This window comes from Bacillus sp. EKM208B, from assembly GCF_011800725.1.
Taxonomy (GTDB): domain Bacteria; phylum Bacillota; class Bacilli; order Bacillales; family Bacillaceae; genus Bacillus; species Bacillus velezensis.
The window spans coordinates 214,774-230,620 of the sequence record NZ_JAANHO010000004.1 but is presented as its reverse complement, the minus strand read 5'-3'; the positions used below and the strand labels follow the sequence as shown (position 1 = coordinate 230,620).

16 protein-coding genes are annotated in these 15,847 nt (G+C 46.6%); all 16 read left to right on the top strand.

Annotation, left to right across the window (positions count from 1 at the left end; genetic code table 11):
- Positions 1–59 precede the first annotated feature (59 nt).
- The 16 genes from G9F75_RS09095 (at position 60) to hslU (ending at position 15,844) form a co-directional block, all read left to right on the top strand.
- Positions 60–446: a YlqD family protein gene (locus G9F75_RS09095; RefSeq protein WP_003154291.1), complete on the top strand. Its 387-nt coding sequence runs from the start codon at positions 60–62 to the stop codon at positions 444–446.
- Positions 447–450: 4 nt separating this feature from the next.
- Positions 451–975 carry a ribosome maturation factor RimM gene (rimM, locus tag G9F75_RS09090; protein ID WP_017417769.1) on the top strand — a complete coding sequence of 175 codons (525 nt, stop codon included), beginning with the start codon at positions 451–453 and terminating at the stop codon, positions 973–975.
- Positions 972–1,703, top strand: coding sequence for a tRNA (guanosine(37)-N1)-methyltransferase TrmD (gene trmD / locus G9F75_RS09085; RefSeq protein ID WP_022553353.1), 732 nt, complete (start codon positions 972–974; stop codon positions 1,701–1,703). Before rimM ends, trmD begins: the two co-directional genes overlap by 4 nt.
- 140 nt (positions 1,704–1,843) lie before the next feature.
- Positions 1,844–2,191 (top strand): 50S ribosomal protein L19, encoded by a 348-nt coding sequence (gene rplS / locus G9F75_RS09080; RefSeq protein ID WP_003154288.1) that lies wholly within the window; start codon positions 1,844–1,846, stop codon positions 2,189–2,191.
- 142 nt (positions 2,192–2,333) lie between these two features.
- Positions 2,334–3,182, top strand: a complete 849-nt coding sequence (gene ylqF / locus G9F75_RS09075; protein WP_007611396.1) for a ribosome biogenesis GTPase YlqF — start codon at positions 2,334–2,336, stop codon at positions 3,180–3,182.
- A gap of 72 nt (positions 3,183–3,254) precedes the next feature.
- Positions 3,255–4,022, top strand: coding sequence for a ribonuclease HII (locus tag G9F75_RS09070; protein ID WP_103526908.1), 768 nt, complete (start codon positions 3,255–3,257; stop codon positions 4,020–4,022).
- Positions 4,023–4,038: 16 nt separating this feature from the next.
- Complete coding sequence (locus G9F75_RS09065; RefSeq protein ID WP_022553351.1) at positions 4,039–5,742, top strand: hypothetical protein; 1,704 nt, start codon at positions 4,039–4,041, stop codon at positions 5,740–5,742.
- Positions 5,739–6,020: a FlhB-like flagellar biosynthesis protein gene (locus G9F75_RS09060; protein WP_014417762.1), complete on the top strand. Its 282-nt coding sequence runs from the start codon at positions 5,739–5,741 to the stop codon at positions 6,018–6,020. Before G9F75_RS09065 ends, G9F75_RS09060 begins: the two co-directional genes overlap by 4 nt.
- 174 nt (positions 6,021–6,194) lie before the next feature.
- Positions 6,195–7,352: an ADP-forming succinate--CoA ligase subunit beta gene (sucC, locus tag G9F75_RS09055; protein WP_003154283.1), complete on the top strand. Its 1,158-nt coding sequence runs from the start codon at positions 6,195–6,197 to the stop codon at positions 7,350–7,352.
- Positions 7,353–7,380: 28 nt separating this feature from the next.
- Complete coding sequence (sucD, locus tag G9F75_RS09050; RefSeq protein ID WP_003154281.1) at positions 7,381–8,283, top strand: succinate--CoA ligase subunit alpha; 903 nt, start codon at positions 7,381–7,383, stop codon at positions 8,281–8,283.
- Between the two features lie 64 nt (positions 8,284–8,347).
- On the top strand, positions 8,348–9,247 hold the full coding sequence (gene dprA / locus G9F75_RS09045; RefSeq protein WP_014417764.1) for a DNA-processing protein DprA: 900 nt from the start codon (positions 8,348–8,350) through the stop codon (positions 9,245–9,247).
- Between the two features lie 181 nt (positions 9,248–9,428).
- Positions 9,429–11,504 carry a type I DNA topoisomerase gene (gene topA / locus G9F75_RS09040; RefSeq protein WP_014417765.1) on the top strand — a complete coding sequence of 692 codons (2,076 nt, stop codon included), beginning with the start codon at positions 9,429–9,431 and terminating at the stop codon, positions 11,502–11,504.
- Between the two features lie 64 nt (positions 11,505–11,568).
- Positions 11,569–12,876 (top strand): FADH(2)-oxidizing methylenetetrahydrofolate--tRNA-(uracil(54)-C(5))-methyltransferase TrmFO, encoded by a 1,308-nt coding sequence (trmFO, locus tag G9F75_RS09035; RefSeq protein ID WP_012117550.1) that lies wholly within the window; start codon positions 11,569–11,571, stop codon positions 12,874–12,876.
- Positions 12,877–12,945: 69 nt separating this feature from the next.
- Positions 12,946–13,863 carry a tyrosine recombinase XerC gene (xerC, locus tag G9F75_RS09030; RefSeq protein WP_007409774.1) on the top strand — a complete coding sequence of 306 codons (918 nt, stop codon included), beginning with the start codon at positions 12,946–12,948 and terminating at the stop codon, positions 13,861–13,863.
- 15 nt (positions 13,864–13,878) lie between these two features.
- Entirely contained in the window at positions 13,879–14,424 is a 546-nt protein-coding gene (gene hslV, locus G9F75_RS09025) for an ATP-dependent protease subunit HslV (protein ID WP_014417767.1), read from the top strand.
- Positions 14,425–14,440: 16 nt separating this feature from the next.
- Positions 14,441–15,844: an ATP-dependent protease ATPase subunit HslU gene (gene hslU / locus G9F75_RS09020; protein WP_061862191.1), complete on the top strand. Its 1,404-nt coding sequence runs from the start codon at positions 14,441–14,443 to the stop codon at positions 15,842–15,844.
- The last annotated feature ends 3 nt before the right edge of the window (positions 15,845–15,847 follow it).

Sequence of the window (15,847 nt, the reverse complement as noted above, 5' to 3'; positions counted from 1 at the left end):
TTACACGTAAAAAAGGCAAATGAACAGAAATATGTTGGAAGAGTGGGGAGTCTGGTCCTATGCAGATTATTCACAGGGTAACCGTTATGCAGGTTCTGACCGAGCAAAGCAAGGAAAAGCTTTTGGCCTCTTTTGCAGAAAAAAAGCAAACGCTTGAACGAGAATGCAGCCAGCTCTATTTTCAGCTTAGAAAACATGAAAAAGATCAGCAGAATCCCGATGTAGCGGAATCTTTTAAAAAAGCCATTGAAAAAAGACAAGACAAAATCAAAATGATCGATTTCCAAATAAGCCAGACAGAGTCGCTCCCGCTTGGAAGCGAAGTGAAGGAAAAGGAGATCGATGCGCTGCTTTCAATCAACGTCGGTGATAACTGGCATGAAAAAACAGCGGCAAATACCATCGTCATAAAAGACGGGGTAGTAATTGAAATCCGCCCGAGGTGATAATATGACAAACAGATGGTTTAATGTAGGCAAAATTGTAAATACCCACGGCATTAAAGGCGAAGTGCGGGTCATTTCTAAAACGGACTTTGCCGAAGAACGGTACAAGCCCGGCAATACGCTCTATTTGTTTGCGGAAGGGGCTGCGGAGCCAATCAAAGTAACGGTCAGCGCCCACAGGCTTCACAAGCAGTTTCACCTGCTGCAATTCAAAGAAATGCCGAGTCTCAATGAAGTCGAGCACCTGAGAAACATGGTGATCAAAGTCCCTGAAGAAGACTTGGGAGAGCTTGAAGAAGATGAATTTTATTTTCATGAAATCATCGGTTGCGAGGTTGTGTCAGAAGACGGAGAACTGATCGGCACAGTGAAGGAAATTTTGACGCCCGGGGCTAATGACGTATGGGTGGTTCAAAGAAAAGGCAAAAAAGATGCGCTCATTCCGTATATTGCTTCTGTGGTAAAGGATATTAATATAAATGAGAAAAAAATTAAGATTCATGTAATGGAAGGGTTAATAGACGAATGAAAATCGACTTTTTAACACTGTTTCCCGAAATGTTTCAAGGGGTGCTCGGCTCATCCATTCTGCAAAAAGCACAGGAAAAAGAGGCTGTCCGTTTTGACGTCATCAATTTCCGGGCTTTTTCGGATAATAAACACCAAACGGTTGATGATTACCCGTACGGCGGGGGAGCCGGGATGGTGTTAAAGCCGCAGCCCGTATTTGATGCGGTTGAAAAGCTGACAGCCGGTACGGACGCCAAGCCGCGCATTATTCTCGTCTGCCCGCAAGGTGAGCGTTATACGCAGAAGAAAGCCGAGGAGCTGGCGGAAGAGGAACATCTCATGTTTATTTGCGGACATTATGAAGGGTATGATGAACGGATCCGGGAACATCTTGTCACTGATGAAATCTCCATCGGGGATTTTGTGCTGACCGGGGGAGAGCTCCCTGCCATGATGATCGCCGACAGCGTTGTCAGGCTTTTGCCGGGCGTCCTCGGAAAAGAAGCATCCCACGTGGAGGATTCCTTCAGCACGGGGCTTTTAGAGCATCCGCACTATACGAGGCCTGCAGATTATAGAGGCTTAAAAGTGCCTGAGACCCTTCTGTCCGGCAACCATGCCAAAATACAAGAATGGCGCAATAAAGAATCAATCAGAAGAACCTTTTTAAGACGTCCGGATCTTCTTGAAAACTATCCTCTCACTGATGAGCAAAGAAAATGGATTTCCGAGTGGGAAAACGAATAGATTCTATTGCGCAGGCGATGAAGATATGATAAGATACTACTTGTGGCTTAAGGAGGCTTATCCTTCAGAAGCTTGAAAACGATGTTCCGCTGTGCCTTGCAGTTGTGGCCAAGAGCATCTGTTGGAAGGAGTTGAAAACGATGCAAAAACTAATTCAAGATATCACAAAAGAACAGCTTCGCACTGATCTTCCTGCGTTCCGTCCTGGTGACACTTTACGTGTACACGTAAAAGTTGTTGAGGGTAACCGTGAGCGTATCCAGATCTTCGAAGGTGTTGTGATCAAGCGTCGTGGTGGTGGAATCAGCGAAACGTTCACAGTTCGTAAGATTTCTTACGGTGTTGGCGTTGAACGTACATTCCCTGTACACACACCAAAAATCGCGAAAATCGAAGTTGTACGTTACGGTAAAGTACGTCGCGCTAAGCTTTACTACCTGCGTGAACTTCGCGGAAAAGCGGCTCGTATTAAAGAAATCAGACGATAATGATAACGAACGAAAAGAGCTTGTTACCCGTAACAGGCTCTTTTTTTATATGAAATTTGTAAAAGCGGAACAAGCAACGTAAAATACATAAGAGATCATCGGAACATCCGGTTCCGGTAAATAAGGCAGGTGTCGAAGTCACATGACCATTCAATGGTTCCCGGGCCATATGGCTAAAGCGAGACGGGAAGTAACAGAAAAACTGAAATTAATTGATATCGTATACGAATTGGTAGATGCGAGAATCCCGATGTCATCGAGAAATCCGATGATTGAGGAGATTTTAAAAAATAAGCCGCGCATTATGCTTTTAAATAAAGCCGATAAGGCGGATGCGGCTGTGACTGCCCAGTGGAAGGACCACTTTCAGGAACAGGGCATTCCCTCTCTTTCAATAAACTCCGTTAACGGGCAGGGACTGCATCAAATCGTGCCGTCCTCGAAAGAGCTGCTGAAAGATAAGTTCGATAAAATGAAAGCAAAAGGCATTAGGCCAAGAGCAATCCGCGCATTAATCATCGGCATTCCGAATGTCGGCAAATCTACGCTCATTAACCGGCTGGCCAAGAAAAACATTGCCAAGACGGGAGACAGGCCCGGCATTACCACTTCACAGCAGTGGGTAAAGGTAGGCAAGGAATTAGAGCTGCTCGATACACCGGGAATTTTATGGCCTAAATTTGAAGATGAGCTTGTCGGCTTGCGCCTGGCGATCACCGGGGCGATTAAAGATACGATTATCAACCTGCAGGATGTGGCCGTCTTCGGGCTGCGCTTTCTGGAAGAGCATTATCCCGACCGCTTGAAGGAGCGCTACGGACTTCAGGAAATCCCTGAGGATATCGCCGCTCTTTTCGACGCGATCGGTGAAAAACGCGGCTGTTTGATGGGCGGCGGAATGGTTGACTATGATAAAACAACGGAAGTCATCATTCGGGACATCCGGACGGAAAAATTCGGCAGGCTTTCATTTGAAACACCATCAGAATAAAGACGCGCAGCGATGCGGGTCTTTATTTTTTCCGCAGAACACCGATATACATAATGTAAGGGAGAAGAGAACGTGAATTCATTAACCGTAAAAAGCGTAAAAGAACGCCTGCAAGAGGTCAGGGACGAAAGCGACCCCTTCCTTGCCCAATGTGAGAAAGACCCGAGAAAAAGCGTACAGACGCTTTTAGAGCAATGGCTGAAAAAGCACGCGAAGGAAAAAGCTCTTAAAGAGCAATGGCTGAACATGACGGCATACGAAAGACTGTCATCCAAAAAGGGCTTCCGCCTGATTGCGGGTGTTGACGAAGCCGGAAGAGGGCCGCTTGCCGGACCGGTTGTCGCCGGCGCCGTCATTTTGCCGGCAGAATGCGAGATTCTCGGTCTCACGGACTCGAAGAAATTGTCGGAAAAGAAGCTCGAGGAGTATTACAGCCGGATCACGGAAGAAGCGGCGGCTGTAGGAGTCGGCATTGTCCATGCGGACGTCATTGACCGGATCAACATTTATGAGGCCGCGAGACTGGCGATGGTAAAAGCCGTCAATGCTTTAACGGAAACACCTGATTATCTGCTTGTTGATGCCATGACCCTTCCGCTTGACATTCCGCAGTCATCAGTTATAAAAGGGGATGCCAAAAGCGTGTCAATTGCCGCCGGAGCCTGCATCGCAAAAGTAACGCGGGACCGGCTCATGGCTGAGTACGCCAAAACCTACCCCATGTACGGCTTTGAAAAAAATAAAGGCTACGGAACGAAAGAACATCTTGAAGCTCTTCAGGCATACGGACCGACAACTATTCACCGAAAAACGTTCGCTCCCGTTCAATCTTATTGTTAGAAAAGAGGCTTAAGACATGAACATAAGCGGCGAAATCCAAGCGGCTTTCAGACAGCTGACGGCGGAAATCCCTCCGGACCGGCAAGACGGCGGTAAAGACAGCGGCGCTCAAAGGCTGCTGTTAGGGAAGGTTCTCCGTTTGCTGGACGATCAAAGCGCCCTTATCCAAATCGGCGGCCGGACGATGCAGGGAAAACTTGAAACCGCCCTTCGTCCGCAGGCGTATTACTGGTTTTCTTATGACAAACAGCCGGCGGAAAAAACGGGCCGGCTTCATGTCATTGACCAATTCGAAGGAAGCCCGAAAACCGTTCAGGAAGCGGCGGGAAGACTGTTAAACGCTCTTTCTGTCAAACCGGGCCCTGTGTCTCTGCAGATTGCCGAAACATTTATGCAGCAGAAGCTGCCGATGACGGAAAACAGCCTCAAAGCTTGCATCCGCTGGGCTGAATCGCTTCCGGCCGCCGAATTGAAAAAAGCGGCGGAAACAATCGTATTTGCGCTGAAACGGGAACTGCCCGCACATCCGGAAGTCTTGTCAGCCATTCATGCCGTTAAATATCCGGTTCCGACCCGGCGCCTCCTCTCAGGACTGCTTCAGGCAATCAATCAGGCTCCGCAATCGGCAAAAGAGCTGTCTGTGCTCAAAGAGGCGGTTTCTGACGTGTTAAACGCGGAAACGGATCTTCATGCAGAACGTCTCTTGAAGAAGCTTGCCGAGGCTGCACGCATGCCGACCCCAGAAACCGGGCTGATGGATGAAGGAGAACGGACGGAATCAAAACAGTCACCATTTGTCCGAGAGACTCGTGAAAACAGAAAGGCAGTCTCAAGCCAACCTTCTCCTCCGAGTGCACGGACAGATCCGGAACTGCCTGAAAAAACGGCAAAACAGATTATAGAGAAATTAATGACCTCGGCAGAAAAAACTGAAAACCGTCCCGTAAAAGTAACGGCGGAGATCATTAAGGCTTTCATTTCTCAAGAAAAAACATTTAAAACAGCACCTGTTCTTCAAAAAGCACATTTGACAGAACAGGAGGCGGCTGTTTTCGAAAAAGCCGTTCAGCTCACCGAATTGAAATATGCGGAAAAACATGATGTATTAAGCCTTTTGCAGAAAATCAAAAAAGGACTGGGCACGCGTGATGAATTATCATTCATTAGAGCGCTTGAAAAAGGCGTGTCTCCGCAGCCGGAGAAACAAGCGCTGAAAACAGCCCTCCAAGCCGTCCGGACGCTTCAAGAAGCGCCCCAATCCGTTAAACAAGAGGCGGAACCGCTTATTCATAAATTAAACGGCCAGCTGTTTATTGAGCAGCATAACCCTTCTTTTACGCAGATGGTGCTGTCATTTCCGCTGGGAGCGTCCGCGTATGAGAATGACATCACAGTTCTCTTTAAAGGACGGAAGAAGCCGGACGGAAAACTCGATCCGTCACATTGCAGGCTCCTGTTTTTGCTGCATCTTGAAACACTGCAAGAAACCGTTGTGGACTGCATCATTCAGCAAAATGTAATGACTATTACGGTTGAGACTGATTTTGAGCTTCAGGCGGCCATCGACCCTCTCGTACCGGCTTTAAAAGAAGCCGTAAAAGAAACGGGCTTCAGTCTGTCAGGCGTCACGGCTAAAAAACGGCGCCCGAAAGACCAGAGCGCTCTTGTGGAAGAGTTTATAGAAAAAGACGGCGGAAGAAAAGTGGATGTGAAAATATGAAAGAGCAAACGCCGTTAAGAAGAGCTGTCGCCCTGCATTACGACCGGCAGAAAGACCAAGTCCCGAAGGTTGTCGCAACAGGCAGGGGGCACGTGGCGGAAAATATTATAAAAGAAGCTGAGAAGGCTGGGGTCCCCATTCAGGAAGACAGAACCCTTGTCGAATTAATGCGCCATTTGACGGTTGACGATCAGATACCGGAGGCGCTTTATGAAACCGTTGCCGAAATTTTTTCATTTGTTTACAGACTGGACGAAACCCTGAAAAACGAAAAATAAGGACCATTCATTTCCCGGACTCCGTTTAAATTTATATTTTCAATAAAATAAAAGTTAGAATGTTTGGAAGGATATAAAGATTTTGTTTTGAACCCTAGACAATTCTTCCAGTATTATATAGAATGAAAGCGCAGTCTATTTTTAGTTTTGCTACATAAGTTAGGAGGATGGGAAATGAATATCCATGAGTACCAGGGAAAAGAAGTCCTCAGAAAATACGGGGTGTCTGTTCCTGAAGGTAAAGTGGCTTTTACAGCAGAGGAAGCAGTTGAAAAAGCAGAGAGCCTGTCAAGCTCGGTTTATGTCGTAAAGGCGCAAATCCATGCTGGCGGCCGCGGCAAAGCTGGTGGGGTAAAGATTGCAAAAACAAAAGATGAAGTGAAAGAGTATGCCGAAGAACTGTTAGGCAAGACGCTCGTCACACATCAAACGGGTCCGGACGGACAAGTAATAAAACGCTTACTTATTGAAGAAGGCTGCGATATTAAAAAGGAATACTATGTCGGGCTTGTACTTGACCGCGCTACTTCAAGAATCGTTTTAATGGCGTCTGAAGAAGGCGGAACGGAGATTGAAGAAGTAGCGGAAAAAACACCTGAAAAAATTAAAAAAGCGGTAATTGATCCGGCTGTCGGCCTTCAGGGCTATCAGGCAAGGGAAATTGCATTCGCAATTAACATCCCGAAAGAGCTTGTCGGCAAAGCCGCTAAATTTATGCTCGGTTTATACAAAGCATTTGTTGAGAAGGACTGCTCCATCGCCGAGATCAACCCTCTCGTCGTTACGGGGGACGGAAACGTCATGGCGCTGGATGCTAAGCTGAACTTCGACAGCAATGCGTTATACAGACAAAAAGACATTATGGAATACAGAGATTTAGATGAAGAAGATCCGAAAGAAATCGAAGCGTCAAAATACGATTTAAGCTACATTTCCCTTGATGGAAATATCGGCTGTATGGTAAACGGCGCGGGTCTTGCAATGTCTACAATGGATATCATTAAACACTACGGCGGAGAACCTGCAAACTTCCTTGATGTCGGGGGCGGCGCAACCGCAGAAAAAGTTACGGAAGCTTTTAAAATCATTCTTTCCGATCAAAACGTAAAAGGAATTTTCGTTAATATTTTCGGAGGCATCATGAAGTGTGATGTCATCGCCGAGGGCGTTGTTGAAGCGACGAGACAAGTCGGATTGACATTGCCGCTGGTCGTGCGCCTTGAAGGGACAAACGTAGATTTAGGAAAGAAAATCCTGAATGAATCAGGCTTAAACATCACATCTGCGGAATCAATGGCAGACGGCGCACAGAAAATCGTATCCTTAGTTTAGGAAAGAATGAAAGGCAGGGGACCAGATAATGAGTGTTTTTATCAATAAAGATACAAGAGTTATTGTACAGGGGATTACAGGTTCTACCGCTTTATTTCATACAAAGCAGATGCTGGAATACGGCACGAATATCGTTGGCGGTGTAACACCTGGAAAAGGCGGAACGGAAGCGGAAGGCGTACCGGTATTCAATACGGTCGCAGAAGCGGTTCATACAACGGGCGCTGATGCGTCAGTTATTTACGTGCCGGCTCCGTTTGCGGCGGACGCAATTATGGAAGCGGTTGACGCGGAAATTGATCTTGTCATTTGTATCACTGAGCACATTCCGGTTTTGGACATGGTGAAGGTGAAGCGCTTTATGGAAGGCAAGAAAACGAGATTAATAGGGCCGAACTGCCCGGGTGTTATTACACCTGAAGAATGCAAGATCGGCATTATGCCGGGATACATTCATAAAAAGGGCCATGTAGGCGTTGTATCCCGTTCAGGAACATTGACATACGAGGCCGTCCATCAGCTTTCAGAAGCCGGCGTAGGCCAATCTACCGCTGTAGGGATCGGCGGCGATCCGGTCAACGGCACGAACTTTATTGACGTGTTAAAAGCGTTCAATGAAGATCCTGAAACACATGCCGTCATCATGATCGGAGAAATCGGCGGCACAGCTGAAGAAGAAGCGGCTGAGTGGGTGAAAGCGAACATGACGAAGCCTGTTGTCGGCTTTATCGGCGGTAAAACCGCGCCTCCGGGAAAACGCATGGGCCACGCGGGCGCCATCATCTCCGGAGGAAAAGGCACGGCAGAAGAAAAAGTCAAAACGATGAACGCCTGCGGAATTGAAGTCGCGGAAACCCCTTCTGTAATGGGTGAAACGCTGATTAAGGTGTTAAAAGAAAAAGGCTTATTTGAAACGTGCAAAACGCACTGATCGAAGCAGGGGCAGCCGTAACGGCTGTTCCTGTTTTTGCTGAAAAAAGAGGAGGTTGCCAGATTTGGATCAAGCATCGCGCTGTTTAATGGTCTGCAGTATTAATCAAATCATTTCCCCGTCTCTTCTATTAAAATGGTGGAAAGCTGATCACTCTCTGTCTTTTTTACCGGATCCGCATCCATTAACTGTTTTATCAGAAGGGAAAACAGCCCCGGAAGCAATTTTTCGGGAAATAGAGCGCAAGGAACCGGAACTTGATGAAGTTCTGTCCGATTACCGCCGCAAAGGCATTACTGTCATTCCGATTTCATCAAGCCGCTATCCAACATGGCTTAAAGCGATTTATGATCCGCCGGCTGTCTTGTATGCAAAAGGGAACACGCTGCTTCTTGAAAAAGGCAGAAAAATCGGGATTGTAGGAACGCGGAAACCGACGGAAGACGGAATAAAAGCGGCTGGGCATCTTTCCGCCGAACTCTCAAAAAAAGGCTGGGTCATTGTAAGCGGGCTTGCATCCGGTATAGACGGATTGTCTCATAAGGCGAGCATCAGGGCAAAAGGGCTTACGATCGGCGTGATAGCCGGCGGATTCCATCATATCTATCCCCGGGAAAATCTCCTGTTAGCAGAATACATGGCTGAACACCATCTCCTACTCTCAGAACATCCTCCTGAAACAAAGCCGAAAAAATGGCACTTTCCGATGAGAAACCGCATAATCAGCGGACTAAGTGAAGGAATTGTGGTCGTGCAGGGAAAAGAAAAAAGCGGTTCATTAATCACAGCTTACCAGGCTCTCGATCAAGGCAGAGAGGTATTTGCCGTTCCGGGTTCCATATTTAATCCATATTCCGGAGGACCTATAAAACTCATTCAAGAAGGGGCGAAAGCTGTATTATGCGCAGAGGATATTGACGGAGAGCTGACCGCCCGATGCGTTCAGTATACGGAACCCTTTTGAAATATCGTTTGACAAACGGTATTGTAATATTTAATAATAGTGAGGATTTAAAGTTGCACATTATTTTCATGTATAAAATGACGTTCATCATAAAGAATGAAATGTTGAAAGCCATAAAAAGGCAGCTCTAAAATGAATTGATACTTGAAAAGAGAGAGAACACCTCTTGAGGGGGATGAAAATGTCTGATTATCTAGTCATCGTGGAATCGCCGGCAAAGGCGAAAACGATTGAACGTTATTTAGGGAAGAAATATAAAGTCAAAGCTTCAATGGGACATGTCCGGGATCTTCCGAAAAGTCAAATGGGAGTTGACATCGAACAGAACTTTGAACCGAAATATATTACGATCCGCGGAAAAGGCCCTGTTTTAAAAGAATTAAAAACAGCGGCAAAGAAAGCAAAAAAAGTCTATCTCGCGGCCGACCCCGACAGAGAAGGGGAAGCGATTGCATGGCATCTCGCACACAGCCTTGATCTGGATCTCAGCTCGGACTGCCGGGTCGTCTTTAATGAAATAACGAAAGACGCCATTAAAGAATCATTTAAACATCCGCGCATGATTAATATGGATCTTGTCGATGCGCAGCAGGCGCGCCGCATACTAGACAGACTCGTCGGATACAAAATCAGCCCGATTCTTTGGAAAAAAGTAAAAAAAGGCCTCAGTGCGGGCCGTGTGCAATCCGTTGCACTCCGGCTGATCATCGACCGGGAAAAGGAAATCAACGACTTTAAACCTGAAGAGTACTGGACGATTACCGGCTCATTTTTAAAGGGAAAAGAGACGTTTGAAGCCGGATTTTTCGGGAAAAGCGGCAAAAAGCTTCCTTTAAAAAGCGAAGAAGACGTAAAAGCCGTCCTTGCTCAGCTGAAAGGGAATAAGTATACAGTTGACAAGGTTACGAAAAAAGAGCGCAAACGAAATCCCGCTCTGCCGTTTACAACGTCCACTCTGCAGCAGGAGGCTGCCAGGAAGCTGAATTTCAGAGCGAAGAAAACGATGATGATCGCTCAGCAATTATATGAAGGAATTGATCTCGGCAAAGAAGGGACAGTCGGGCTCATCACGTATATGAGAACGGACTCAACGCGGATTTCCAATACAGCCGTTGAAGAAGCGTCAGCTTTTATTGATCAGGCGTACGGAAAAGAGTACTTAGCGGGAAAACGGAAACCGGCAAAGAAAAATGAAAATGCTCAAGATGCCCACGAAGCGATCCGCCCGACTTCGGTGCTCAGAAAACCTGCCGACTTAAAAGCGGTGCTTGGAAGAGACCAGCTCAGATTATACAAGCTGATTTGGGAGCGCTTTGTTGCAAGCCAGATGGCGCCTGCAGTCCTAGATACGATGAGCGTCGATCTCAGCAATAACGGATTGACATTCCGGGCAAACGGAAGTAAAGTCAAATTCGCCGGCTTCATGAAAGTCTATGTAGAGGGTAAAGACGATCAGCTGGAAGAAAAAGACCGCATGCTTCCGGACCTTAAAGAGGGAGACACGGTTTTATCGAAAGATATTGAGCCTGAGCAGCACTTTACTCAGCCGCCTCCGCGTTATACAGAGGCGCGCCTGGTTAAAACACTTGAAGAACTGGGGATCGGCCGTCCTTCGACATATGCGCCGACTCTTGACACCATCCAGCGCCGCGGTTACGTGGGATTAGACAATAAACGGTTTGTGCCGACTGAGCTTGGGCAGATCGTGCTGGATCTTATCATGGAGTTTTTCCCGGAAATCATCAACGTTGAATTCACGGCTAAAATGGAAAGAGACCTTGACCATGTTGAAGATGGCCAGACAGAATGGGTTCAAATCATTGACAGCTTCTACACCGACTTCGAAAAACGCGTGAAAAAAGCGGAAGCCGAAATGAAAGAAGTGGAAATCGAACCTGAATACGCCGATGAAGATTGTGAATTATGCGGCTCCCGGATGGTTTATAAAATGGGCCGATACGGCAAATTTATGGCGTGCTCCAACTTCCCTGACTGCCGGAATACAAAACCGATTGTCAAACAAATCGGCGTAAAATGTCCTAAGTGCCATGAAGGAAACATTGTCGAACGAAAATCAAAAAAGAAACGCGTCTTTTACGGCTGTGACCGTTATCCTGAATGCGACTTCGTATCTTGGGACAAACCGATTGAACGAAAATGCCCGAAATGTGAAAATATGCTCGTAGAGAAAAAGCTTAAAAAAGGCATACAAGTCCAATGCGTCGAATGCGATTATAAGGAAGAACCACAGAAGTAGCGGTGAGCAGAGCCTTGCTCACCTTCTTTGTGTGGAAGGGACAAACAACAGGAGATGAAAAGAAATGAACCAGCAAACAGTTAATGTAATCGGAGCAGGCCTTGCCGGAAGTGAAGCGGCATGGCAGCTTGCAAAACGAGGAATTCAAGTGAAACTATATGAAATGCGGCCCGTCAGGCAGACGGCAGCCCATCATACTGATAAATTCGCCGAACTGGTATGCAGCAACTCCCTCCGTTCAAATACACTCGCCAATGCGGTAGGCGTATTAAAAGAAGAAATGCGGGCGCTTGACTCGGCAATCATTCAATCTGCTGATAAATGCTCGGTTCCGGCAGGGGGAGCGCTTGCCGTTGACCGTCATGAATTTGCGCAAAGCGTGACGGATCTCGTGAAAAACCATCCGAACGTAACGGTTCTTACTGAGGAAGTAACAGAGATTCCGGAAGGCCCGACGGTTATCGCGACCGGACCGCTTACGTCAGAATCGCTTTCACAGCAGCTGAAAGAGCTCACGGGAGAAGAGTATCTGTATTTTTATGACGCGGCGGCGCCGATTGTCGAAAAAGACAGCCTTGATATGGAGAAAGTGTACTTAAAATCCCGTTATGACAAGGGAGAAGCGGCGTACTTAAACTGCCCGATGACAGAGGAAGAGTTCGACCGTTTCTATGAAGCATTGACGACGGCTGAGACGGTACCTTTAAAAGAATTCGAAAAAGAAATCTTCTTTGAAGGCTGCATGCCGATTGAAGTCATGGCGAAAAGAGGCAAGAAAACAATGCTGTTCGGACCGATGAAACCGGTCGGACTGGAAGATCCGAAAACAGGCAAGCGCCCTTATGCAGTCGTTCAGCTCAGACAGGATGATGCGGCGGGTACGCTTTATAATATTGTAGGTTTTCAGACACATTTAAAATGGGGAGACCAAAAAGAAGTGCTTAAACTGATCCCCGGCCTTGAAAATGTTGATATCGTCAGATACGGCGTCATGCACAGAAACACATTTATCAACTCGCCGAGCCTTTTGAACCCGACATATCAATTTAAACAGCGGAACGATCTGTTTTTCGCGGGCCAAATGACCGGCGTAGAGGGTTATGTTGAATCTGCCGCTTCAGGTCTTGTAGCGGGAATCAATGCCGCCAAACTTGTGCTCGGTCAGGATCTTGTGACATTCCCGCAGGAGACGGCGATCGGAAGCATGGCTCACTACATTACGACGACAAATCAGAAGAACTTCCAGCCGATGAATGCAAACTTCGGCCTCTTAAAAGAATTGCCTGTAAAAATTAAAAACAAAAAAGAACGAAATGAAGAATACGCTAAACGCGCAATTGAGACTATTCAAACTATTTCGAAAACGATATAGCTTTTCATTGCAACTTCGATGCATTATATGATACCATTTAAAAGCCCTTCGGAGAGGGAGGTCTTCATAATGACTGAGAATGTTAACTTTTTTTTAAAGTTATTCGTTGAATATTTACAAATTGAAAAAAATTATTCACAATATACTATTGTGAATTATGTTAATTCGATTGAAGAATTTGGGATGTTTCTGCATGCTCAAAATATAAATGGAATGAAAGAAGCTGCATATCATGATGTGAGAATATTTTTGACAGAGGCTTATGAAAAAGGCCTGTCAAGAAAAACAATCAGCAAGAAAATTTCAGCTTTGAGAAGCTTCTATAAATTTTTAATGAGGGAAAAGCTTGTTGAAGAGAATCCGTTTCAGCTTGTTCATCTGCCGAAACAAGAGAAACGGATTCCGAAGTTTCTTTATGAAAAAGAACTTGAGGAACTATTCGCTGTTTCAGACAGAAGTCAGCCGTCAGGGATGCGCGATCAGGCCCTGCTTGAGCTTCTTTATGCGACCGGAATGAGGGTCAGTGAGTGCTGTACGCTTACTGTCGGCGATCTTGACCTGTTCATGGATACGGTGCTCGTTCACGGGAAAGGCAAGAAGCAGCGCTATATCCCGTTCGGCTCATATGCCCGTGATGCGCTGGAGCTGTATATCAACAGCGGAAGGCAGTGCCTGCTTGAAAAAGCAAAAGAGCCTCATGATGTGCTGTTTGTCAATCAAAGAGGCGGCCCGCTGACCGCCAGAGGAATCCGGTATATTTTAAGCGGGCTTGTAAAAAAAGCATCCGGCACTTTACATATACACCCGCATATGCTTCGGCACACGTTTGCGACTCATCTGCTGAATGAAGGGGCTGATTTAAGAAGCGTCCAGGAGCTTTTGGGCCATTCCAATCTGTCTTCTACGCAGATATACACGCATGTATCGAAGGAAATGCTGAGAAACACATATATGTCCCACCACCCGAGAGCTTTTAAAGAAAATTAAAAGGAGGCCCTTCTCATGTCATCTTTTCATGCGACAACGATTTTTGCCGTCCGGCATAACGGGAAAAGCGCTATGTCAGGAGACGGCCAGGTCACATTCGGTCAGGCTGTAGTCATGAAACATACCGCGAGAAAAGTGAGAAAGCTGTTTAACGGAAAGGTTCTGGCCGGATTTGCGGGATCTGTTGCAGACGCTTTCACACTTTTTGAAATGTTTGAGGCGAAGCTTGAAGAATACAACGGCAATTTAAAACGTGCGTCGGTTGAGCTTGCGAAAGAATGGCGCAGCGATAAAGTGCTGCGTAAGCTGGAAGCCATGCTGATTGTCATGAACCAGGATACCTTGCTTCTCGTATCGGGAACAGGTGAAGTGATTGAGCCGGATGACGGCATTTTGGCAATCGGCTCCGGCGGAAACTACGCCCTGTCAGCAGGAAGAGCGCTGAAAACCTATGCCGGAGAGAATCTGTCCGCCAAAGATATTGCAAAAGCCGCTTTGAAAATCGCGGGCGAGATTTGTGTGTACACAAACGATCAGATCATTTTGGAAGAACTTGAATAGAAAGGACTTGAGGCGCATGGAAAACAAACCGTTAACACCGAGACAAATCGTAGATCGGTTGGATCAATACATTGTAGGACAGCAGGATGCGAAAAAAGCTGTCGCCGTGGCATTAAGAAACCGCTATCGCAGAAGTCTTCTTGATGAAAAACTGAGAGACGAGATCGTTCCCAAAAACATCCTGATGATGGGCCCGACCGGGGTGGGGAAAACAGAGATCGCCAGACGGATCGCCAAGCTTACCGGTGCGCCATTTATAAAAATTGAAGCGACAAAATTTACAGAAGTCGGCTATGTAGGCAGAGATGTTGAATCAATGGTCAGGGACCTCGTTGAGACATCCGTGCGGCTCATTAAAGAAGAAAAAATCAGCGAAGTGAAAGAACAGGCTGAAGAAAATGCAAACAAACGTATAGTGCGGCTTCTCGTTCCGGGAAAGAAAAAACAAGCGGGTGTGAAAAATCCGTTTGAAATGCTTTTCGGAGGAAGCCAGGTAGCAAATGATGATGAAGCCGACCAGCAGGAAGAAGCAAGCCTTGAAGAAAAAAGAAAACGCATGGCGCATCAGCTCGCATTGGGAGAGCTCGAAGACCATTACGTCTCCGTAGAGGTGGAAGAGCAGCAGCCGTCGATGTTTGACATGCTGCAAGGCTCCGGGATGGAGCAGATGGGCATGAATATGCAGGATGCGCTGAGCAATCTGGTGCCAAAAAAGAAAAAACGCCGCAAAATGACGGTCAGAGAAGCAAGGAAGGTTCTGACCAATGAAGAGGCAGGCAAATTAATCGATATGGATGAAGTCGGCCAAGAGGCCGTGTTAAGAGCTGAAGAGGGCGGCATTATCTTTATTGACGAAATAGATAAAATCGCAAAAAACGGAGGGGCTTCTTCCTCAGCAGATGTATCGAGAGAAGGCGTTCAAAGAGATATCCTTCCGATTGTCGAAGGCTCTACCGTCGTCACGAAATACGGCTCCGTCAAAACAGATCACGTGCTGTTTATCGCAGCCGGGGCATTCCATATGGCAAAACCGTCTGATCTGATTCCGGAGCTGCAGGGCCGCTTTCCGATTCGTGTAGAATTGAGCAAGCTGACGGTAGATGATTTTGTGAAGATTCTCGTCGAACCCGATAACGCGCTGTTAAAACAATATCAGGCTTTATTGCAGACAGAAGGTATATCTCTTGAATTTTCTGACGAAGCTATTCGTAAGATCGCCGAAGTGGCTTATCATGTGAATCAGGATACGGACAACATCGGAGCGAGAAGGCTTCACACGATATTGGAACGTCTCTTGGAAGACCTGTCGTTTGAAGCGCCGGACGTAACGATGGAAAAAGTAGCCATCACGCCGCAATACGTTGAAGAAAAGCTCGGAACGATTGCAAACAACAAAGATCTAAGTCAATTTATATTGTGAAAA